Origin of the sequence: Moorena sp. SIO4G3 (genome assembly GCF_010692305.1) — a bacterium.
In the GTDB taxonomy this organism is placed as follows: Bacteria; Cyanobacteriota; Cyanobacteriia; order Cyanobacteriales; family Coleofasciculaceae; genus Moorena; species Moorena producens_A.
On sequence record NZ_JAAHIG010000007.1, the window covers coordinates 1 to 21,065 of the forward strand.

19 protein-coding genes and 1 pseudogene are annotated in these 21,065 nt (G+C 44.5%); 7 read left to right on the forward strand and 13 right to left on the reverse strand.

The features are described 5' to 3' along the window. Nucleotides 1–127: 127 nt before the first annotated feature. The 8 genes and pseudogenes from F6J99_RS02035 to F6J99_RS02070 all read right to left on the reverse strand — a co-directional run. Nucleotides 128–346, reverse strand: a pseudogene (locus tag F6J99_RS02035) (transposase); the annotation flags it as partial. A gap of 338 nt (nucleotides 347–684) precedes the next feature. Next, nucleotides 685–1,044, reverse strand: coding sequence for a hypothetical protein (locus F6J99_RS02040; protein ID WP_293091209.1), 360 nt, complete (start codon nucleotides 1,042–1,044; stop codon nucleotides 685–687). A 490-nt stretch (nucleotides 1,045–1,534) separates the two neighbouring features. Continuing rightward, nucleotides 1,535–2,116: a Uma2 family endonuclease gene (locus F6J99_RS02045; RefSeq protein WP_293111502.1), complete on the reverse strand. Its 582-nt coding sequence runs from the start codon at nucleotides 2,114–2,116 to the stop codon at nucleotides 1,535–1,537. A gap of 284 nt (nucleotides 2,117–2,400) precedes the next feature. Continuing rightward, nucleotides 2,401–3,255: a hypothetical protein gene (locus F6J99_RS02050; RefSeq protein WP_293054140.1), complete on the reverse strand. Its 855-nt coding sequence runs from the start codon at nucleotides 3,253–3,255 to the stop codon at nucleotides 2,401–2,403. A 315-nt stretch (nucleotides 3,256–3,570) separates the two neighbouring features. Next, nucleotides 3,571–5,100, reverse strand: a complete 1,530-nt coding sequence (locus F6J99_RS02055) for a hypothetical protein (RefSeq protein ID WP_293111503.1) — start codon at nucleotides 5,098–5,100, stop codon at nucleotides 3,571–3,573. A 288-nt stretch (nucleotides 5,101–5,388) separates the two neighbouring features. Further along, complete coding sequence (gene hisS, locus F6J99_RS02060) at nucleotides 5,389–6,672, reverse strand: histidine--tRNA ligase (protein WP_293111504.1); 1,284 nt, start codon at nucleotides 6,670–6,672, stop codon at nucleotides 5,389–5,391. An 18-nt stretch (nucleotides 6,673–6,690) separates the two neighbouring features. Then, nucleotides 6,691–6,969 carry a hypothetical protein gene (locus F6J99_RS02065; protein ID WP_293111505.1) on the reverse strand — a complete coding sequence of 93 codons (279 nt, stop codon included), beginning with the start codon at nucleotides 6,967–6,969 and terminating at the stop codon, nucleotides 6,691–6,693. Between the two features lie 178 nt (nucleotides 6,970–7,147). Continuing rightward, the gene (locus F6J99_RS02070) at nucleotides 7,148–7,534 is read right to left on the reverse strand and encodes a hypothetical protein (RefSeq protein WP_293111506.1); all 387 of its coding nucleotides are present in this window, start codon (nucleotides 7,532–7,534) and stop codon (nucleotides 7,148–7,150) included. Between F6J99_RS02070 and F6J99_RS02075 the strand changes: the two genes are divergently transcribed. Together F6J99_RS02075 and F6J99_RS02080 are read left to right on the forward strand one after the other, a co-directional pair. Then, complete coding sequence (locus tag F6J99_RS02075; protein ID WP_293111507.1) at nucleotides 7,515–8,105, forward strand: hypothetical protein; 591 nt, start codon at nucleotides 7,515–7,517, stop codon at nucleotides 8,103–8,105. The two genes, F6J99_RS02070 and F6J99_RS02075, sit on opposite strands and share 20 nt — an antisense overlap. 622 nt (nucleotides 8,106–8,727) lie before the next feature. Next, nucleotides 8,728–8,862 (forward strand): hypothetical protein, encoded by a 135-nt coding sequence (locus tag F6J99_RS02080; RefSeq protein WP_293111508.1) that lies wholly within the window; start codon nucleotides 8,728–8,730, stop codon nucleotides 8,860–8,862. 44 nt (nucleotides 8,863–8,906) lie between these two features. On the opposite strand, the gene F6J99_RS02085 is transcribed toward F6J99_RS02080, so the two are convergent. Both F6J99_RS02085 and F6J99_RS02090 read right to left on the reverse strand, forming a co-directional pair. Then, a complete protein-coding gene (locus F6J99_RS02085; protein WP_070390813.1) occupies nucleotides 8,907–9,683 on the reverse strand; it encodes an RNA polymerase sigma factor SigF in 777 nt (258 codons plus the stop codon). Nucleotides 9,684–10,230: 547 nt separating this feature from the next. Next, nucleotides 10,231–11,061, reverse strand: a complete 831-nt coding sequence (locus F6J99_RS02090) for a photosystem II manganese-stabilizing polypeptide (protein WP_070390815.1) — start codon at nucleotides 11,059–11,061, stop codon at nucleotides 10,231–10,233. 185 nt (nucleotides 11,062–11,246) lie between these two features. Between F6J99_RS02090 and F6J99_RS02095 the strand changes: the two genes are divergently transcribed. The 3 genes from F6J99_RS02095 to rdgB all read left to right on the forward strand — a co-directional run bounded on the left by F6J99_RS02095 (nucleotide 11,247) and on the right by rdgB (nucleotide 14,303). Further along, entirely contained in the window at nucleotides 11,247–11,702 is a 456-nt protein-coding gene (locus F6J99_RS02095) for a hypothetical protein (protein ID WP_293111509.1), read from the forward strand. A 370-nt stretch (nucleotides 11,703–12,072) separates the two neighbouring features. Continuing rightward, nucleotides 12,073–13,515: a phosphoglucomutase/phosphomannomutase family protein gene (locus F6J99_RS02100; RefSeq protein ID WP_293111510.1), complete on the forward strand. Its 1,443-nt coding sequence runs from the start codon at nucleotides 12,073–12,075 to the stop codon at nucleotides 13,513–13,515. A 173-nt stretch (nucleotides 13,516–13,688) separates the two neighbouring features. Beyond that, entirely contained in the window at nucleotides 13,689–14,303 is a 615-nt protein-coding gene (gene rdgB / locus F6J99_RS02105) for an RdgB/HAM1 family non-canonical purine NTP pyrophosphatase (protein ID WP_293111511.1), read from the forward strand. 95 nt (nucleotides 14,304–14,398) lie between these two features. On the opposite strand, the gene F6J99_RS02110 is transcribed toward rdgB, so the two are convergent. Continuing rightward, nucleotides 14,399–14,737: a P-II family nitrogen regulator gene (locus F6J99_RS02110; protein WP_070390819.1), complete on the reverse strand. Its 339-nt coding sequence runs from the start codon at nucleotides 14,735–14,737 to the stop codon at nucleotides 14,399–14,401. A gap of 1,366 nt (nucleotides 14,738–16,103) precedes the next feature. Between F6J99_RS02110 and F6J99_RS02115 the strand changes: the two genes are divergently transcribed. Both F6J99_RS02115 and F6J99_RS02120 read left to right on the forward strand, forming a co-directional pair. Next, on the forward strand, nucleotides 16,104–19,451 hold the full coding sequence (locus tag F6J99_RS02115) for a valine--tRNA ligase (protein WP_293111512.1): 3,348 nt from the start codon (nucleotides 16,104–16,106) through the stop codon (nucleotides 19,449–19,451). A 22-nt stretch (nucleotides 19,452–19,473) separates the two neighbouring features. Continuing rightward, nucleotides 19,474–19,941: a hypothetical protein gene (locus tag F6J99_RS02120; protein ID WP_293111513.1), complete on the forward strand. Its 468-nt coding sequence runs from the start codon at nucleotides 19,474–19,476 to the stop codon at nucleotides 19,939–19,941. Between the two features lie 162 nt (nucleotides 19,942–20,103). On the opposite strand, the gene F6J99_RS02125 is transcribed toward F6J99_RS02120, so the two are convergent. Continuing rightward, nucleotides 20,104–20,772 carry an HAS-barrel domain-containing protein gene (locus F6J99_RS02125; protein ID WP_070390822.1) on the reverse strand — a complete coding sequence of 223 codons (669 nt, stop codon included), beginning with the start codon at nucleotides 20,770–20,772 and terminating at the stop codon, nucleotides 20,104–20,106. A gap of 58 nt (nucleotides 20,773–20,830) precedes the next feature. Next, nucleotides 20,831–21,022: an NAD(P)H dehydrogenase subunit NdhS gene (locus F6J99_RS02130; RefSeq protein ID WP_044493740.1), complete on the reverse strand. Its 192-nt coding sequence runs from the start codon at nucleotides 21,020–21,022 to the stop codon at nucleotides 20,831–20,833. Nucleotides 21,023–21,065 lie beyond the last annotated feature (43 nt).

Genomic DNA, 21,065 nt, shown 5'->3' on the forward strand with positions numbered 1-21,065 from the left:
TCTCCCGGACTCTTCGGGGGATGGTATTTCACCATCAAGGTTATCAAGTTGTCTTGAGTTCTGAACTCAAGCAGCTAATCCCCTATTACCCTTGGTAGGGTATAGTTTCTAGCTAACGAATCGCACCAACTGAAGCTTGACAGGCATGAGAATTTAAGGCTTTAACAAAGGGATACTCAGACCTGAGCCACGTATTATGACGATACAAGTCTTTTTGTCCTATACCTTTATTGTCCATCCAGTAACGGATGCACTTGTTCCGAACAAACTGACCGGTGCGAATCGCCTCATCAATCGCAGCATATTGAGTTTTATTCCCTTTGACCTTAAATTCTAAGACTATCATTTTGACGTGGAACAACTCTACGTAATATTATAGCACGAAAAAAATAAAGCCGTCCTTCTAGGACGGGGCTTGAGGCCCAAATTTTTGGTCAACCACCGGATTCGACAGAGTGACTGAGATCTACTCCGTTTAAGGGGATATGAAAGCAATACCACAAAATTTACCCTTAAGATGTGCCTGTTGATACTAAATTTTAGGGCTAATCTTAAGCAGTAAGCAGTAAGCTATCAGTTATCAGCTATCAGCATTCAGCCGTGAATGCTGACCTTAAGGATTCTTCTAAGCCTGAGATATCGCCTGTTTGTGGCATTGCTGAACGCCACTTTGAGAGCTATAATTTACCAATTCATCAGTTCATCTATTACAGTGCGAATACGATAAGTGTTCCGGTCACAAGTATTGACACAAATAACATCTACCCTGACATAATCACCTTTGGGAGCACATACAAGATTAAAAATAACGTTATTTCCTCTTTTATAGCGCCATGCGTGAAATTCAGTTTTTTCGATTTCTCCTCCATTTACAAGAATATCCATTTTTTTTATAGCTATATTGTTACAGCTTGTCTCACTCCCACTACTAACGGCATGCCAACCTGTACTACCTCCCTCTCCGGTTATTGCATTAGCTAATCCTTGGTTTAGGGTCATACTTACAATAGTTGCAACAGATAAAATGCTTAATTTCTTTAACATCGTGATTCCTCCTTATCTCTTGTTAACTAATTTTAGAACATCTTATTTTTATTGATTATTCTTAATAATCAATAAAAATAAGATGTTTTTTGAAAACTTAAAATTACTTAATATTTATTGTGTATCAATTTAAGGCATTGCTGAATTAAAATAGATAATAGCGTTTTCAAACGAGTTGTAAAGTCATAGATTGTCGAAAAAGGCAAGAGACAAGAGGCAAAAGGCAAGAGGGAAAAGAGCTCCAGAGTTTTATAGCAAACTCAAAAAAGACCTTTTCAGTTTACATCTCAAATACAAATGCTATAAAACCGTAGGGGGTAAATCTCAATGCATGCTGTTTGCTCCGGTGGGTGGAATAGGCATCTTGCCCGTGGGTGGAACGGGCATCTTGCCCGTGGGTGGAACGGGGCGGGTTGTCTCAACCCTGGCTACGAGGCGGAACATGAATGCTCCCCTAACGCACCCTACTGGGCTAATCTTAAGGATTCATCTAAGCCTCACAGATAGCCTGTCTGAAGTACCTAATCGCTTCAACTTTGGAAGCCATCATCAGACACCGATACAATAAGTCAATATCCAAATCTGGCAAGACTTCACTCTGGGAAATTTTTTCGTAACCATCAGAGCGCAAGTGATACAAAGCAAATACACCATCCTCCCAAAACCAAACTTCGGGTACTCCTAATGCTTGGTAACGATTTAGCTTGCTCTGGTTACCACTGGTAAAGACAACTTCAATAGAGAGGTCTGCAATCACTCCTGAGGATCTACCAATTAGGTAAGATTGGTCTGCTTGTGCAGATGCTTCCCCTTCCTTCTCTTGGGTAAAGCTACCGGTTGGAGTGAACTCAATTTGTTTTTCAACAAAATAAGTACCCAGCAACAGTGCTATGACACCACTGAAGACTTCATGCTCTTGGGAAACTGCCAATATTTCTACCTCACCCCTGTAGTAGAACAGTCGAATTCCTGGGGAGTTGACGAACCCCGCTTGAATTGATTTGAAGTTATGCCAACTTACCCCGGAGTGGACTAGCCGTTGGTCTTTTTGTTTATCTACGACATAGGTCATGGCGATTATTCCTTGTTCACCATAGAAAGCCTAATCAATGAATTTGCGATCGCATAAGCGCGGAAGCTTCGCGTAGCGTCGGCGTTTCGGCAAAGCCGACGCTACGCGAACGCGCAGCGTGGCCAAAGGCCTCAGCCGCGCCAAAGGCGATTAGCCCGAAGGGCGTTGGCTAGCGAACGCAAATTCATGACTACCATCTTTGTAACCATTCAGCTGACAGCTGAGGGCTGACAGCTGACGTATCTTTCCTTACCAGATTAGCAAGATTGTCTCCTGTTCATCTATTATTGAACATTTGTCACCCTACCGAGACGAGTAAAGCGAATTTCAATCCTGCGCCTAGTTTGATCATCCTTTAAACTAATCGGAGCAATTTGTCCATTAGGTAAAATTAACTGAGCTGCAGAATAAGCCCGAAATTGCAGCCCCTTGAGCCGCCCTTCCTTAGCTTGAATCTCACGGAGTAACTGCACAACTGCCAAAGCTCGCATCAGTCCTAAATCAGCATTAGATCCTGGTCTAAGTTGACTGATAGAGGAATTTTTATTAACCACATTCCCAATAGTTTGGTCGATATTGCTACCACCAAGATTAGGTTGACCATCTGTGTGACCAATCAGTTCTACTACATTAATTTCATAGTCCTTGGCATTGCTTTCAATAGCAGGGACAATTTGCTGCCGAATATAGTCTTTCATGGCTGAGGGAATTTGCGCACTACCGGAATCAAATCGGTAATCCCCCTGATCTTTGATTACAATAATCGGAGGTGTATCTGGTGGTTTTGGTGCTGCAGCAATCTGTACCTGCAAAGACCTAACCTGCTGTTCTAGTGCCTTTTCGCGGACAGTTGAGCGCTTTGCCCTAGCTCTCCAAACCGCTACGCCACGCTCAAGTTGATCAACCCGAGCTGCCTTAGCTCGTAATTCGGCATTCTCCCTTGCCAATTGCACCACTTCATCTTCACTTCTGGTGAGATCATCAATGGTTGATTCTAAGGCAGTTTGTGCCAGCACAGACTTCAGGATAGACAGCAACAAAAATAAGATCAGGATCATGAAGGCATTAGACATTAAGTCTGTAAAAGCTGGCCAGAGATTTATCTCTTCATTCCAATCATTATTTCGTGAACGACGCATTTTATCAATTCTCTGTCAATCTTATAATTACTATTAATCATTTGCTGTAAGCATTCAGCTATCAGCATTAAGCTATCAGCTATCAGTTATCAGCTATCAGCATTAAGCTATCAGTTATCAGCTATCAGCATTCAGTTATCAGCTTATGGGCTAAGGGCATATGCTTATATGGGCAAATTCCCAGACTTTCTCGAACTATTAAATTCTCACGCTTAGAGGTTTATTTTAAGCTGAACGCGCACGCGTGAGCTTTTAGCTGACGGCTGACAGCTGACGGCTGACAGCTGAAGGCTGACAGCTAACGATTTGCCAGGTTTATCGTTCACTGCTCAAACGCCTGACTAGCTCTCCTACAGTCATATCTTGAGTTATGCGAGTTGAACCATCGATTTGATTGGACTCAGTCAGTTTTTGGCTAATCTTAGCAATTTCCTGATTGGTGTTATTGAGATGATTGACAACTTTTTCAAGATTGTGTCGCATAATTTCATAATTATGCTGGTCAGTATTAGCTTGCTGAGTAATACTTTGATCAAGGCGATCGCCTAAAGCCTGAATTCCCAGACTTACTCCTTCGGTATAGCTTTTCACATTTGACACTAACTTAGCCAATTCAGCCTGAACGTCACTCAAGCTATCGCTTCGAGAAGCAATCCGTTGTTCTAATTGATCAAGCCTAGCGATCGCTGACTGAAATCCCTGTGCTCCTTGCTGAAGTTGGGGGATAATCTTCCCTAGGGCTTGTTGACTGTGATGATGCTGTTTTACTACATCTAGAGAAGATTGTCTGAGGGCACTGATTTCTTCTGCCAATTTTACCAATTTAACCCCATGACGTTGAAGTTCAGCCATTGCTACTCCCATCCCTTGCACTGATTGAGATAACATACTGGCTGACTCAGAGAAACTGCTTTGGGTTCTAGTTAAATCTACTGTAGCCTTAGATAATTTTTGAGGAAACTGGCTATGCTCAAAGGTTTGAGCAACTTGGGTAAATTGAGCAGCAGCTAGTTGAAATTCTTCAGCACTTCTAGCGATAGTACTAGCAGCTTGGAAGAATCTATTGTAAGAATTTTCTGCTAGTTTAAGCACTTGAGTGTTAGCATCAGCAATTTCTTGAACTTTTTCTCGTAGTGAGGATTCCACTGCTTCTCGAACAGTCTGACCAAATCTCGCCAAAAAGCTTTCAAAGATATTGGACATCCCCTGAACTAATACATCCAGGCGTGTTTGCCCTGCTAAACTCGGCTGATAAATATTATCCAAGTAATCTTCTAAGTAACTAATTAGATTGTTTTTCGCTAGCCCTGTATTGAAGGCGACGTTAATTACCGTTAAGACAGCACTAAAAAAGATAGCGGTTAAGCTAGTGGTAAAAGCAATTCCCATCCCTTCTAGGGGTTGCTGTAATTGGTTAACTAAAGTATTGATATCGGTAGCATCAGACTGACTGATTGTTTGACTGAGTGCTAACAAATTGATGGTGATGCCGATAAAGGTACCTAGTAAGCCAAAGGATAACAGTAAGCTAGGCATAATCCGACCAATGTAATCAATTTGGTCACAAGATATGCCAACAACTTTTTCGTGGCTGTAGGCTTGGTCAATTAATGCGCCTGTATTGACCTGCTCTAAATGTCGGCTAGCATCTGAGAACCGTCTTTCTAGCTCCTCTACAATTCTGGGTTTCTTCCCACGAGGCTGTCCATGGATTAGTCTTCTTACTCGCTTCCCTAGGGATAAAAGATGGGTATGGAGAGCAAAACGTAGTAAAATTACGAATACTGATGGGATTACCACCAGTACTACAGTCAGGGCAATTAAGTAATCCGGTATTGGTAGCATAGCAGTAGCTGGGGAACTCTACAGGTGAGATGGTAGGTAGCGCAGCATCCTCAGGATGCTAACCCCTTTCTTTATAACCTAAGGATACCCATACTTATCTCAAAGCATTGATGTGTCACTACGAAATAATACGACGTTCTTGAGTGTTAACACTGAACACTCAAGGGTGCATCTCCTAACAGTTGTTTGAACCAGCAGTGGTGCGTTACGGGCAGCAACCTAACCAAGGGCTAGAGGCCAAATATCAAGGCTCCCCTAACACACCCTACGCAACTCAACACTCAAGACTCAACGCAAAGGTTCTATCTGCTCTTTTAACTGCTCAGTTTTATCCAATAAATCAGCTTGGGTCATAGTTTCTTGTTCCCCAGAGGCCAGCCATTTCAAATTCACGGTGTTGCTCTGAGCTTCAGCATCTCCGATCACTAAACAAGCCACCGCACCACTGCGGTCAGCTCGCTTAAACTGTTTACCAAAAGCACTTCCACTCAAGTCGAGTTCTACAGCCAACCCAGCTTTGCGCAGTTGCTGAGCCAGTTTCAACCCTTGAGCTTGAGCTACTTCACCTCTGGATACTAGATAAAAATCTAGCGCTAGGGTTGGTGAGGCTTGCAGTTGTTGCAGCAAAATCACCAAACGCTCTAAACCAATCGCCCAACCAACGGCTGGAGTTTTATTTCCCCCCAATTCATCGACTAATCCGTCATAGCGACCACCACCACAAACTGTTGCTTGAGCGCCTAAGTCATCAGAGATAATTTCAAAGGCAGTGTGGGTGTAGTAATCCAACCCCCGCACCAAGCGAGGATTGAGCTGGTAACTAATCCCTAAATCCTGCAACAACTGCTTGACCTGATCAAAATGACTTTGAGACTCTGAACTTAGGTAGTCTAAAATACTGGGAGCATCCTGAGCAATCTCTTGAGTACGTTTGTCTTTACTATCTAAAATCCTGAGGGGATTGCGAGTTAAACGGTCTTGAGAATCTTCGTCCAACTCATCTTTGTAAGGAGTGAGGTAATCTACCAGAGCCTGTCGGTACTGTTGACGGTCTTCGGTACTACCGACAGAATTCAGGTCAAGTTTCAGGTTAACTAGACCCAAGGTATTGAGGATATCCATTGCGATCGCAATTACTTCTGCATCTGCCCTGGCATCACGAGAACCAATCACCTCTACCCCCAATTGATGAAACTGTCGCTGTCGTCCAGCTTGGGGATTTTCATAGCGAAACATTGGACCGGTATACCAGAGGCGTTGTACCCCACCAGCAGCATAGAGGCTATTTTGAATATAAGCTCGCACTACTCCCGCTGTCCCTTCTGGACGTAGTGTCACCGAACGAGGAGGGGTTGCCCGGTCGTTGAAGGTATACATTTCCTTCCCTACCACATCGGTAGCTTCCCCAATTCCCCGTTCAAACAGTTCAGTACGCTCAAAAATGGGAGGACGAATTTCTCGATAAGCCGCTCTATTGAGAATCTGTTGTGCGATCGCTTCTACTTCCTGCCAATATCCAACTTCGTCTGGCAGGATATCCCGTGTTCCTCGTAAAGCCTGGATTAAACCCATTAACGTTTTGCTTCCCCATCATGTGAGCTGCGGTTCACCATCGGAAGTGTCTTCTTCCCAGGCACCATAGCGATTTTGATAATAGGACAAAATTTGCTTGACCCGTTCTCTTTCTACTTTATCAGTAGTCTCGCCATACTCAATCCACAATCCACCAACCTGACTCTGATTGTAATCAAACTGCTGGGATGTTTGGGGGAGTAAATCAGCTTTTACTCCTGTCACTTGCCGTAAATGGGCAGCTACCTCTCGATAAACTGCCAAGGGTAAACCAGGACAACTAATTTGATAACGCAACAGTTTACACTCCTATATAATTTAAAACCATTGGGATGCTCCCAATGGCTGGAAATACCAATTATTTAGTGTTAGGGGAATGGCTGACGGCTGAAAGCTGATAGCTGTTGGCGTAGCCTGCGCGTAGCGCATATGCTTACCTAACACCTAATAGTTAACACTGTACCCTGAGGTTACCTCAAGAAGTTGATGTTGAGTTTTCTCCAACTCGTCTAGACACTTCAACACCGTTTTCTTCCAGAATCACCACTGGATCTAAACCTCTATACATTTCAATCCGCTTGACTAGAACTTGTCCACCTAATATAAACTGTCCAACTTGAACGCTACGACTAGGCTCATTAGGGACATCTAGGATAGCGTAATAGACACCCCTACCGTTATCAACTACCCCTGTGACACTGACATTATAGGCCAGTTCTGGTTCTGGTAGGATTGGCAGTTGCAGATCAAATTCAGGAGGGATAGGGGGGATACCATCCTTGACAACAGAGCTATTGTCTGGTGGTGAACCAGGTTTAGCAATGCTAGTCTCTGTAGATCGAGTGTTCTGGGGCCTTGGCAAAACATTCCCTCTTGATGAGCCAGGAGACTTTCTAGCGATTGAGGAGCTTGAAGGGCTGGTGGATCTGCTAGCTCTTGAGGGACTGGAGGGCCTGCTAGCTCTGGAAGGGCTGGAGGGTCTGCTAGCTCTTGAGGGGCTGGAGGGTCTGCTAGCTCTTGAGGGGCTGGAGGGTCTGCTAGCTCTTGAAGGGCTGGTTGGTGTTACCGCTACACTACCTCCTGTCCCAGGACGCGATCGCAAACCCGGTGTTCGTGGTGCAGGAGTCAGAGGCTGTACCCTTGTCGGGGAACTACTTGGTCTGCCAGGATTGGGCAAAATCTCCACCTCTGGTTGCACTGAAATTGCCGCAAACGGGTCAAGACGTCCCTTATCAATCCGATTTCTTATTTCATTGCTTGGCAAGGTTGTGATCAACGGTGGTATTGGTATTACCTTTTCCTGCTCTGGTGTTTCCGGTAATTTAGGAGCAAATTCAGCTACAGGAGGAGAAGGTTTGGTGCTATCCGGGGAAGCCACCGGAGTAGGTTTAGGGGTAGTCGGCTCCCCCTGTTCAGCCTTTCTACCCGGTTGACAGCCTCCTATAAGCAGAGCCAGCACACTCACCCATACGATGCATGATACTTTACCCATGACCACCTAAAAATAACGCTTTATCCGAGCATACCCTTGAACTTGAAGTTATCGATCTGTGGCACCAACTTCTTTGAAGATAGAATTTTTTTGGCAAACTTCCAAAACTGGAGACTCTCAGCAAAAAGCTGTGGGCATGCTATGGGCAATAACACCCAATCCAAGAAGCCCAAAGCGCGTTTCAGCGATGACTTAGCTATCAAGTCCAGTTACTTTGCCAGCTGTATATAATTTTCTATAATTTTAGCTGGCAGGCATTAGAAGCCCCACAGCTAATGCGTAGCATAGGTGTGGGGCTTCTTTTGCACAGGGTATTATAAAATTGCTATAATATATGTACTGAGAAACAAAGCCGTTCGCGAAGCGTGGCCAAAGGCCTTAAATGCTGGTTTGTCAGTCACCTACGTTCCTAAAAAATAGAAATTATTGTATTGTTCCGGCGCGGAGGGGCATCCCGGAGAGGAAACCTTAGAAGAGTGGAGCCTTAATCATAAAGTTTTAACCCTGTTATGCATAGCCGACTAACCATAAAGGCTCCACTCTTCTTGCGGTAACTTCTGACCGTGTCGTTAATAAAGCAAGCCTACGTATCCGTTCGCGCAGCGTCGGCGAAAGCCGATACCGTTGGGTGGAGTTGGCAAGAAGCCTACACGCTCACTCGTTCGCGAAGCGGCTCTGTAAGAGCAGAGTCAGTGTAGGAGTATGTCACATTATTATGCTTCACCAAATAATAGTGTTAAAATTAATCTTGTGTCGGTTTCATTAACTTTTGCAACGCTTCCAAGCCTTTTTTAACGCGGCGGGATACCGTTACTACACTGATGTCTAAGCGTTGTGCTACCTCTTTTTGGGTCAAGTCATGTAAAAAAACAAATTCCAGCACTTCACGAGTGCGCTTTTCCAAATGAGCTAGGGCTTGTTGAATGCGGATTTGGTCTTCCTGTGCCAGCTGAAAACTGCGATAGCGAGGATCTGGGACTAATTCACCCAAGCTGGTGTTTCTGTCCTCTGAATCTCCCACTGGTGTATCTAAGCTCAGAGGTTCCCGATTTTGATGAGCTAGGGTAATTTCTTGCCATTCTTCTAGGGAAATGTTTAATGCTGCTGCTATTTCTTCTTCTGTCGGTTGCCGATTTAACGTTGCTCGTAAATTTCGAGTAATTTCCACAGACTTTTGCCGTAGTGCTAGCCAGCGTCGAGGAATGCGAATTGAATAACCCCGATCTCGTAAATAGTGCTGAATTTCACCACGAATGTAGGGGATAGCGAAGGAACTAAATGCGATGCCCTTGGTGGAATCAAATCGTTCTATGGCACCAATTAAGCCAATACAGCCAACCTGAAGTAAGTCTTCGTAGCTTTCATGACACTGCTTGACCCAATGATGAGCTTCTCTCCTGACTAGTCCTAAATTGAGAGCCACTAGCTGATTGCGAAGTTCAGCGGTGGGAGATTGCTGGTACTTTTGTAATAATGTTAAGCTTTGATACTTAAGTTTATGGTTAAGGTTAGTCGCCATAACAAAATTTAAGGTGGTAGATTAAAAGTAGATCACAAGTAGATATCAATCGGCTATGATACCCCTAACTCATCCCAATTCTCCTGAATGGCTGCAACAAATTTTTTATCCCTTGTGCTAATGGTTCAGGTTGAATTGGTAATGGTTGTCGGATTACCGATTGATGTTTTCCCGGATCCAATCCCCGGACGATATTATGTTGCATCCCTTTTAGAGAAAGGGGCTCATTTTTATTGGCGTGGGTTTATGCTGCAGTTTTGTTTGATAACATAGGTAACGAGGGTTAATCGAGTTTATTAATCTCCAAAAGCACCGCCTTGGTCATAGTTTACTTACTTTAATTGTAGATTTACCATTAAGTTTCTTAAAACAGTAATTTCACCCTAATCCTGAATTATAAACGATGAAAGTTTATTAATAATACATACAGGATATCGAAAACGCCACATTTTTATCAAAAAAGGGGCATACGCCCCTTAGCAATTAACGTTTTTGCAAATTTCCCATTCTGGGAGTCAGTGGCTTATAAGACTCAAATCAACGTCAGCTATGCTTGTTTTGGTTGAACGCGAGCGTAAAATATCCCCTGAACTTTCACTTCTTCTGGCTCATCAGCACCTAAGTCAGTATCTGAGGGTTGTTCACTTATGAATGTACCAGCAATTTCGCCACTCTCGCTATCTACTTGAGCTATGCGCAGCTCAATGGTGCCTTCGCCCACATCTGCGCTCTTAACATTGGCAAACTCTTGGCTATCCGCTTGAGATGGCAGAGCAACCGAATTATCATAACCACTAGCCAGACCTCGACCTTTGGGATCTAGGAAAACAGCACCCCGATAAGAGGGGACGTAGAAATCGCCATCAAAATCGGTGGAAGCATTGATACTTTCCAAACCCGGCTCAGTTGTGGCAATCAATTTTTTAATGGTGAACAGGAATGGGACTTGCTCACCTCCAGGCAACTGAATAGTGATGGGTTGGAAATCTATACCATCCTTTTCCAAAAACTTCAGACTACCATCTTCTTGAAAAACTAAGTCTCCTCGCACTTGAACCAAGCTAGAGGTATAACGGGTCAATAATTTGCCGGGAAGATATTCTGCCTCTTTGCGCTTAGTTCCTTCTTCCTTGACAAAGAAGGTGGTTGGCTGTACGCACATATCGACAATCTCATAGGACTGGTCGGGGTCTAGAGGAATAGCACCCCGAGTCATTTCTGACAGCTGTGGACAGTTATTCGCTAAACCAGTGTTTCTAATCTGGTCATAGGTGAGTCCTTCGATACTTTCCAAGCTGGCTACATCTGGAGAACAGGACGCTGTAAAAACCCCCAGACATAACGCCAGGAAGGCACAAATCAAAGCACGATACTTCATAGTCAATCTCAATCGTCAATAATCAGATCTAAAAATGTATGTTAGGTTGGTTCTGGAATTGGGTTGCTGGTGCAATAGGAGTTAAACAGCTGCTGCCCTCTAGGCATTGACCAGTATTATCCGCAATTCACACCACACCCATGTTATAAGTCGGGCTACACACAAACTATCGGGAAGCTTGTTATTTGGTTGAACTACTGCCATTTGGGCATAGGGCATGCAAAAATGGCACCGATTCCGTGAGCCTCAGCTGTTCTTTAGAGCATTGTACACGGGAAGAGCCGCCTTTACTGCGACAGTTATTTGATGGAATGGATCGGGATAAAGATTTGGATTCAGAGCAATTACACCCTAAATTACTAGAGATTACCGCTGATATTCGTTCTTTGGCCAATAATTACGAAGGGGATAACATAGCACTGTTGGCTATACTCAGGGCTTTAGAGAAAGTCCATGGCGATATTCGAGACGAGTTATTTCAAGCCTCATTGCCGGATACTCGCCAGAAACTATATGATTTTCTAAAAGATATTGAAGAAAAGGGTGGTTGGCCTTACATTGAACGCATGAATCTAATCTCTGTACTGAATAAGCTGCCTGAGTCAGCCCGATCTAAGCAGGATATCAGCGACGACCACTAGGAAACTGTTGCCCAAGTCCTGGGATGATTGATAGAGATGCACGAACATAGCCACGAAGATAGTAAAGACGCCGGAACAAGAACAAGACATAACTATATAGATAGTGCTTAGATTTAGGAAAAACCTTAGTTGCTTAGCAACTTATTGGTGAAGCGTCAATAGACCAACCTCAATGGTGGGTCGAATACACCCACTGGACAAAATCCCGAAAGAGTGACTTAAGTTAAGTAACTACTATCAGTACTACTAGATGACGACAAAATGGCGAGACAAGCCAGATCAGGCTTTGGCGGGTCAGCAAGACACTAACTCTTTCCAATGCTAGGATTTTGCCGTCAGAGTATTAAAATTTAAGTAACTATATACTACTATGGCGATTGCCGCAGATTCAATTAAATTTGGGACAGACGGCTGGCGAGGTATCATTGCCGCCGATTTTACCTTCGAACGCTTGGCAATAGTTGCCCCTATTGCTGCTCAAGTTCTGGCAGATGCTTATGGGGAAACCACGGGTAGCCAAACGATTATCGTAGGGTATGATCGACGCTTCATGGCAGAAGACTTTGCCAAAAAAACCGCAGAGGTGGTTCAAGCTGCTGGTTTTGATGTCTTACTCTCTAACAGTTATGCTCCTACACCAGCCTTTAGTTGGGCAGCCAAGTCCCAAAATGCTTTAGGAGCTTTGGTAATTACTGCTAGTCATAATCCTGGCAATTACCTAGGCTTAAAAGTCAAAGGAGCGTTTGGTGGATCAGTTCCTCTAGAAATAACTAAACAGATTGAAGCCAAACTTTCTCAAGCACCAGCTACACCTAAGAAAGAGGGTAGTATCAAGACCTTTGACCCATGGTCAAGTTACTGTGATGCCTTAAGACAAAAGGTTGATATTGCCCTGATTCAACAGCTGATTAGTCAGGGGAAACTGACTGTATTTGCCCATGTTATGAATGGTGCAGCAGCAGGAGGCTTGAACAAGATTCTTGGGGTACCCATTATCGAAATTAAGGCCGAACGGGATCCATTATTTGGTGGCAAATCCCCAGAACCTTTACCCGGTTATCTGTCTGAGCTATTTGAAGCGCTCCAGAGTCACCACCGCGAACCGGGTGTTGAATTAGCGGTTGGGTTGGCATTTGATGGGGATAGCGATCGCATTGCAGCGGCTGATGGTCAGGGCAATTTCCTTAGCCCCCAAATCCTGATTCCCATCCTGATTGAACATCTAGCATCACGGCGTAACTTTAGTGGTGAAGTCGTCAAAACCCTTAGTGGTTCTGACCTAATTCCTAGAGTGGCAGCACTTTATAATTTGCCAGTTTATGAGACTGCCATCGGTTACAAGTATATTGCTGACCGGATGTTATCCACTCCTGCCTTGCTAGGGGGTGAGGAATCCGGAGGCATTGGCTATGGCAATCATATTCCTGAGCGAGATGCTTTATTATCAGCACTCTATATATTAGAAGCGATCGCTAAATCTGGAAAAGACTTAAGTGAACTCTACAAGAGTCTGCAAGAGCAAACTGGCTATGCTTCTGCCTATGACCGGATCGATTTACATCTATCGGGGATGGAAGTGCGATCGCGTATACAAGAACAATTACAAACTCAGCCTCTCCAAGAAATTAATGGTCAGGCAGTGGTGGATTGCCAAACCACAGATGGGTATAAATTCCGTTTAGCTAACGACAGCTGGTTGCTGATTCGTTTTAGTGGCACTGAACCCTTATTGCGACTCTACTGTGAAGCCGCTACCCTTGAACAAGTAACTCAAACCTTAAACTGGGCTAAAGATTGGGCCAGTAAGTTTTAGAGTTTAAATTTTGCATTAATGTTGGATTTTGGATTGGCTAGTTTTGGTTGGGTTATTGAAAATCTGGGCTTTGGTGAGTAAGATCGCAATCGGGCATTAAACGCTGCTTGAGCTGTATCGAACTGACTCTGATTGCCAGTTAACCTTTCATCAAACAATCTGACCTTGTTGCTTTGAGTAATCCAAAATCCCAACATCAAACCCCAAATTTGCTCCCAAAATTGCTGGTTGTAGCTACAGGCAATCCTGGTAAGCTGCGGGAGATGCAGACATACCTAGATTCTTTGGACTGGGAATTGCAGTTAAAGCCACCAGAGCTAGAGATTGAAGAAACTGGGGATACATTTGCTGCCAATGCTTGTCTGAAGGCATCAACGGTAGCCCAGGCAACTGGGCAATGGGCAATTGCTGATGATTCCGGTTTGCAAGTCGATGCCCTAGATGGTGCTCCAGGGATTTATTCTGCACGCTATGGCAAAACCGACCAAGAGCGAATTGAGCGGCTACTGGGGGAGCTAGGTTTGGAAGTGAATCGGCAAGCCCAGTTTGTTTGTGTAGTGGCGATTGCCCGTCCAGATGGTGCGATCGCTTACCAAGCTCAAGGGATTTGTCGGGGGGAAATTTTGCCAGCTCCTCGGGGAACTGGTGGCTTTGGCTACGACCCAGTTTTTTTTGTTCCAGAGCAGGGGTTGACCTTTGCTGAGATGGAGCCTGAGATCAAGCGATCCTGCTCTCATCGTGGCAAGGCTTTTGAATTACTAGTGCCTCAGTTGAAAAAGTTAGGTTGACTAGCGGTGGCTAAAACCCTCAACTCCCTATAAAAATCAACTGAGACACGCTAACTCGGTAAACCGTGCCTCAGCTGTGTTGGTATATAGGGTATTTAGACGGCTTCTAGATTTCTTTCCCCAGTACGAATTCTGACCACGTCATCGACAGGGCTAATGAAAATTTTACCGTCGCCAATTTCACCGGTGCGAGCGGCAGCGATCACTTTCTCTACGACCATATCAACTTGATCGTCTTCTACGACAATTTCTACTTTAAGTTTTTGTAGGAATTCAACCGTGTACTCTGAACCGCGATAACGTTCAGTCTGACCTTTCTGGCGTCCAAAGCCTCGGACTTCAGAAACTGTCATTCCCACAATGCCAGCGTTGACTAGGGCGATTTTGACTTCGTCCAGCTTAAATGGCCGGATGATGGCTTCTACTTTTTTCAAGCTCCTAACTCCTCAGTTATTCTGCTATTCATTTGTTATATGTTGACATCCTCACCGTCCTAGAAGAAAGGCGATTCCTAAACCTCACGATTTAGGTTTCTGCTTCAATGCAACAGCCTCCACCCTAACCGGGGTTTTATGGTCTTACGTTCGCTCCACAGACTATCCCCGCAAGTCCTGCGGTTCTCACGTGTCGAGTTTCAAGAAAAGTCTTGATGTAATGCGTGATTCGAGGGTTGGCCTTCCATTGCCCTGTCATCTTTTCCCGGTCTACCGATTTTGCTGCGCCGCCAGGTTACTGGACTTCGCTCGTATAGGCTGTCTGAATCCATCGTCTCGGGTGGGTCATTGACCATATTGATGGTAACATAAAGCCGTCCTATAAGGACGGGGTTTTTTTTTGATAAGCATGACACTTTATTTCACTGTGGATGTGAAAATTTTTATAAATGCTGATAGGTTGACACTCCCCGCTTTAAAAAGACGGGGATTCTTATATCTACGACCGGCCTTAAACCTCCGTGTCCAAATGGCAATATCTAAACCGAAATCCCGTCAAGACTAAGACTTTAGTTCAGTTCACGTGCATACCCAGCGGGCTAGTCTCCTTAAGCGTTCGGTTATTTTTTGAGAAGTGCCTTATGAAGTCCGTTTCTTCCCTGTTTCACCTGGTTCCGGCGTGCCGGAGACGAAACCTTATCAGAGGGTCGCCTTAATAAAAAAGTTTTAACCCTTTTATGCATAGCCTGTAACCCTTAAAGGCTCCACTCTTCTTACGGTAACTTCTAACCCCGCCGTACCGTTGTTTTCTCAAAATGTGTCTTGCTGGGTTCACACACCAATTGTTAGTTGATGATTGGGTTTTTAGCGATGCAGCGCGGTCTTGGGGGTTTCCCCCACTCGCTATTGCATCAAGAAAGGAGGACTTTCCCTACCCTCCGGGCATTACTACTTTCAGGTCAAACAATTGCGGGTCTCTCTCCCGGTTGTGCCTCGGTTTTTCAGCCTGTACCCTATACTCAGATTATACTATGGCGCTAAAGTTTTATCAACCTTTTGATAAAAGTTTTTTAGGCGACTAAACTCGCTAGTCACTTTCATCCCCGATAATCGCGATGCGGGGCTTTCAGTGTTGAGATTTCTAGTAACTCTCAAGTGTTGATCTCGATTGATCAACCGCGAAGACGACTCGCTTTTCTATACTTATCGATATATTAGCTGGACAGGTATTTGGTGACTCCCCACCAACTCATGCTCCCCTGCTTTTATGCCGCACGCATCCTTCCCGTATTTGCAGTTCATCTCCTTAACTATGCTTGAGCCTGTGGCAAAATTGAGGTAAGCCCATCTATTCACCATTCCCAGCATGACCGCAAGCACACCCACCCTGGCAACCAAATACGAACCGAAAACCACCGAAGCCAAGTGGCAACAATACTGGGAAGAAAACCAAGTCTTCAAAGCTGACCCCAATCACCAGGGTGAACCCTACTGCGTTGTTATCCCCCCACCTAACGTAACTGGGAAGTTGCACATGGGTCACGCCTTCGAGAGTACCCTGATCGACACCCTCGTCCGTTACCACCGGATGACAGGACGCAATACCCTGTGGCTACCAGGAACTGACCACGCTAGTATTGCTGTACAAACCATTCTCGATAGACAGTTAGAAGCTGAAGGCAAAACCCGCTATGACTTGGGACGGGAAAAGTTTCTTGAACGGGCTTGGGAGTGGAAGGAAGAATCAGGTGGCACCATCGTTAACCAGCTGAGGCGTTTGGGGGTCTCGGTAGATTGGTCGCGGGAACGGTTCACGATGGATGAAGGCTTATCGAAAGCAGTAATTGAAGCCTTTGTTCAACTCTATGATCAGGGACTGATTTATCGGGGCGAATATATGGTCAACTGGTGTCCAGCCTCGGAGTCCGCTGTTTCAGATTTGGAAGTGGAAAATAAGGAAGTTGATGGGCATTTGTGGCATTTTCGATATCCCCTGACTGATAGCAATGGTTTTGTGGAAGTAGCTACCACTAGACCAGAAACTATGTTGGGAGATACGGCGGTTGCAGTTAATCCTAATGATGAACGCTACCAGGATTTAATTGGTAAAACTGTAACCTTGCCAATTATGGGACGAAAAATTCCGATTATTGCTGATGAGTTGGTTGATCCAGGGTTTGGCACCGGTTGCGTCAAGGTAACTCCAGCCCATGACCCTAATGACTTTCAAATGGGTCAGCGTCATAGTCTGCCATTCATTAATATCATGAATAAGAATGGCACGTTAAATGAAAAGGCTGGCTCTTTCCAAGGACAAGACCGGTTTGAAGCCCGGAAAAATGTGGTGAAGCAGCTGGAAGCAGAAGAAGTGTTGGTTAAGGTAGAGGACTACAAACATACGGTACCCTATAGCGATCGCGGAAAGGTTCCTGTTGAACCCCTAATCTCAACGCAATGGTTTGTCAAAATTCGCCCCCTAGCTGACAGAGCCCTAGAGTCTCTTGACCAGCACCATTCACCGGTATTTATCCCGGAACGCTGGACGAAGGTCTACCGAGATTGGCTGGTGAAATTAAAAGACTGGTGTATATCCCGCCAACTCTGGTGGGGACACCAAATTCCTGCTTGGTATGTGGTGAGTGAAACCAATGGGACAATCACTAGCGAGACTCCGTTTATTGTGGCTCACCATGAAGCAGAGGCTAAGAAGAAAGCAATAGCAAAATTTGGAGAAAATGTCAAGCTAGAGCAAGACTCAGATGTGCTGGATACCTGGTTTTCTTCAGGATTGTGGCCTTTCTCGACTATGGGGTGGCCTGAGGAGACTAAGGATTTGAAGACTTACTATCCGACTACCACCCTGGTAACAGGTTTTGACATCATTTTCTTCTGGGTTGCCCGCATGACCATGATGGCAGGACATTTTACGGGTAAAATGCCGTTTAAGAGTGTTTACATCCACGGGCTAGTGCGGGATGAAAACAATAAGAAAATGTCTAAGTCGGCTAACAATGGTATTGACCCGTTAATCCTGATTGACAAGTATGGTACGGATGCCGTGCGCTATACCTTGGTTCGGGAAGTGGCAGGTGCCGGTCAAGATATCCGATTAGAGTATAACCGCAAGACGGATGAGTCAGCTTCTGTAGAAGCATCCCGCAATTTTGCCAATAAACTGTGGAATGCAGCCCGGTTTGTAATGCTAAACCTTGATGGTAAGACTCCTGAAGAATTGGGTCAACCAAAAGTAGAGGCATTGGAATTATGCGATCGCTGGATTCTTTCCCGTTTTCATCAAGTGGTGCGTCAAACTAGGGCTTATCTAGATGCTTATGCCTTGGGAGAAGCGGCTAAGGGACTTTATGAGTTCATCTGGGGTGATTTTTGTGATTGGTACATTGAACTGGTAAAATCCAGACTGCGTCAGGATGCCAATTCTCCGTCGCGGGTTGTGGCACAGCAAACTCTCGCTTACGTTTTAGAGGGTATCCTCAAGCTACTCCATCCCTTCATGCCCCATATCACTGAAGAAATCTGGCACACCTTGACCCAAAAATCTGGGCAGGTGTTGGCGCTACAACCTTATCCTATAGAGTACCTAGATGGTGAAACTGGGGAAAAAGAACTACAGACAACGGACAGCGAACTGCTAACCGTTAATAAATTAACGGATAATAAATCCGATTACCCTGATGCCCAATCACCGAGGTCAGAAACATCGTTGTCTAAGGACAAGGAAATCTCTAACCAAACTGTAGCTGTATTGTCTAAACTGCCAAAACTTTCTAAGACGTTGTTCGAGGACTACAAACAACCGATAATCGCAGCAGGGTTGGTTGTGGGAGGAATTATTGCCCTCAATATCCTCACAGCCTTCGTGGGTGCGCTCAATCGCATTTCCTTACTCTCAACTAGCTTAGAACTGATTGGTCTAGGATATGCCATTTGGTTTGTTTCCCGTTATGTGCTCAAGGCTGAGAATCGTCAAGAGTTATCGGAAAAAATTCAATCCATCAAAGCAGAAATTGTTGGTAAAGAAGACACTCAGCAATCCTCGGAATTGAAGAAAATTGAGTCCAACATGGGGATGATTGATGGGAATATCAAACAGGGAGAAGATATTAAAGATATAGAAGATATCAAAGATATAGAAGAGGTGCAGGTTAAAATAGACCATGAGGTTTCGTCAATAGGCAATACCCAATCTTCTATATCCCCAAGTTCTCTAATTGACTCAGAACTAGAGCAAAGGTTTGAGCTGCTGATCGGTACAATCCGTACTATCCGTAACCTCCGGGCTGAGGCAGAGATTAAACCAGGGGTGACCGCACCTGTTATTCTGCAAAGCAGCAACAGTGACGAATGTCAAATTTTGCAGGCGGGTCTTGCCTATATCAAAGACTTAGGTAAGGTCAATGAATTAACCATCACTCCAGCCTTGGAGAAAGAGGTAAAGAATACCATGGCCGGTGTAGTCGGCACTGTCCAGGTGCTCATTCCCCTAACTGGTGTGGTGGATGTGGATGCTCTACGGGCTAAGTTAGAGAAGAATTTACGTAAAGTAGAGGCGGAAGTCAAATCCTTGTCTGGGCGTCTGGGTAATAAGAACTTTGTGAGTAAAGCTCCAGAAGCAGTGGTTAAGGGTGCTCAAGAGGCATTAGCTGAGGCTAAAAAGCAAGAGTCTATTTTACGCGATCGCTTAAATAGACTTTAGAAAGATTTCAATCAAACTGGTAATGCTACACCTAGCTCAAGTTCAAGACAATGATGATTTTGGCGGGCTGCAATTGCAACTACTTGCCCGCCAAAACTCTGATCAATTCTGGGAAGTGATTGAGCCAAGACCTGTGGCGTTTACTAATTCCCAAGCTTTTAAAGAAGGTTGCTTAGTCTTAATCGATCTGGCTGAAACTCAACAGGTTATCACTATTCAATCTGCCACCGATTGGGTTTTAGATCTAGTCAAGAAGTATTTAATAGCTGAGGTTAAGTCTACCTTTTTAGAGGAAGAAATGAAACGGGCTGAACAATGGCGGCAAGAGCTAACCTTGAAAAGCCAAGGGTTAGATATCCGCGATTTAGAAGTAGAAGCACGTCGCGAAAAAATTGAAGCCTTAGCAGAAAACTTAAAATTGGAGAAGAAACAGCTGGAGCAAAAGGTAGCCCAATTGCAGGCTAAAATTGATGAAGCTGGTAATGAGTAAAGGGAATAGGGAATAGGGAATAGGGAATAGGGAATAGGGAAACAGAAATATGTATTAACCGTTACTTCGACTGTTATAACCAGGAAACTAAAAAAGTAATTTGTCAAGTAATTCGTAGTCATCCCCCATTATACCCGTGAGGGTTAACGGGGGATGACGATACTACCAATGAATTTGACTCAAAATATACCGCAAGCGGTCATAATCATCCTTAAGTAAGACACTCAAGGTTCGTCCGGCTTTAACTAACCAGTCACGGTCGGTCTGACGAAGACGATAAACTTCCCTAATCACAGCTGCGGTCAGGGGGTCTACTGGGGCACCATTCACTTCCAAAAGTGTTCGCAAAAAATCCAACTGTTCACTAAAGTGAATAACCTCTGATGGTTCACACTGGTAGACAGGTTGATGAATTTGCGGTGGACGGGGTGGAAGATACTGATAGACTCGACCGTGATGGTTGCTAAAACCATTAACACCCTCTTCCGAAGACATAAACCCAACGATGGCAGCACGGAACTCAGTTTTGAGCATGGCAAAAATCTGAGGCTGCTGCTCACGTAATTCTGCCAGTGACAATCCTAAAGCTGTTGCTCGATGAACCGAGTCAATCGGGCTAGTCGTAGCATAATAAACTACAGCAAAAATTTGATTACCTGACTCATCATCTACAGATTTTACCCAGCTGCCAAAGGGAGGCATGACCGGAAAGCTTAGATCTTCTGGCTCTAAACATTGAGCTAGAAATTCTGTAGTTGCTGTTTCAATCACCTCAGCAAGGTGATGTTCTGAGCGATTGCTGGGGCTGAACTGGGGTAAGGGAAGGCGCATGGTTTAGCGATTAGTGATTAGTCATTAATTATTAATGTCTTTTATCTATGCCTGTAAACTAACCCTTTTTACCAATTTTTGGTTTCACCTCTTCGATTTCCGACAGCTGAAACGTTACTAATTTATCCCAGTTACCTCCTTCAAACAGCACAGCTGCTTTACCATCACTAACGCGCTGTACTAGCCCCTCAAAGCGATAATAGGTATCGTCAACATTGATTACGCGAACTATAGAACCTGGAAAAATCATGAATGCCTCAAAACTTAGATTTCCTTTACTAGGATAGGAGCTA

Excerpts from the sequence above, each read along its gene's own strand:
- F6J99_RS02045 (WP_293111502.1), bottom strand. The coding sequence starts at position 2,116 with ATGACCTATGTCGTAGATAAACAAAAAGACCAACGGCTAGTCCACTCC.
- F6J99_RS02125 (WP_070390822.1), bottom strand. The coding sequence starts at position 20,772 with ATGCGCCTTCCCTTACCCCAGTTCAGCCCCAGCAATCGCTCAGAACAT.
- hisS (WP_293111504.1), bottom strand. The coding sequence starts at position 6,672 with ATGGGTTTAATCCAGGCTTTACGAGGAACACGGGATATCCTGCCAGAC.
- F6J99_RS02115 (WP_293111512.1), top strand. The coding sequence starts at position 16,104 with ATGACCGCAAGCACACCCACCCTGGCAACCAAATACGAACCGAAAACC.
- F6J99_RS02090 (WP_070390815.1), bottom strand. The coding sequence starts at position 11,061 with ATGAAGTATCGTGCTTTGATTTGTGCCTTCCTGGCGTTATGTCTGGGG.
- F6J99_RS02085 (WP_070390813.1), bottom strand. The coding sequence starts at position 9,683 with ATGGCGACTAACCTTAACCATAAACTTAAGTATCAAAGCTTAACATTA.
- F6J99_RS02100 (WP_293111510.1), top strand. The coding sequence starts at position 12,073 with ATGGCGATTGCCGCAGATTCAATTAAATTTGGGACAGACGGCTGGCGA.
- F6J99_RS02050 (WP_293054140.1), bottom strand. The coding sequence starts at position 3,255 with ATGCGTCGTTCACGAAATAATGATTGGAATGAAGAGATAAATCTCTGG.
- F6J99_RS02130 (WP_044493740.1), bottom strand. The coding sequence starts at position 21,022 with ATGATTTTTCCAGGTTCTATAGTTCGCGTAATCAATGTTGACGATACC.
- F6J99_RS02040 (WP_293091209.1), bottom strand. The coding sequence starts at position 1,044 with ATGTTAAAGAAATTAAGCATTTTATCTGTTGCAACTATTGTAAGTATG.
- F6J99_RS02055 (WP_293111503.1), bottom strand. The coding sequence starts at position 5,100 with ATGCTACCAATACCGGATTACTTAATTGCCCTGACTGTAGTACTGGTG.
- F6J99_RS02120 (WP_293111513.1), top strand. The coding sequence starts at position 19,474 with ATGCTACACCTAGCTCAAGTTCAAGACAATGATGATTTTGGCGGGCTG.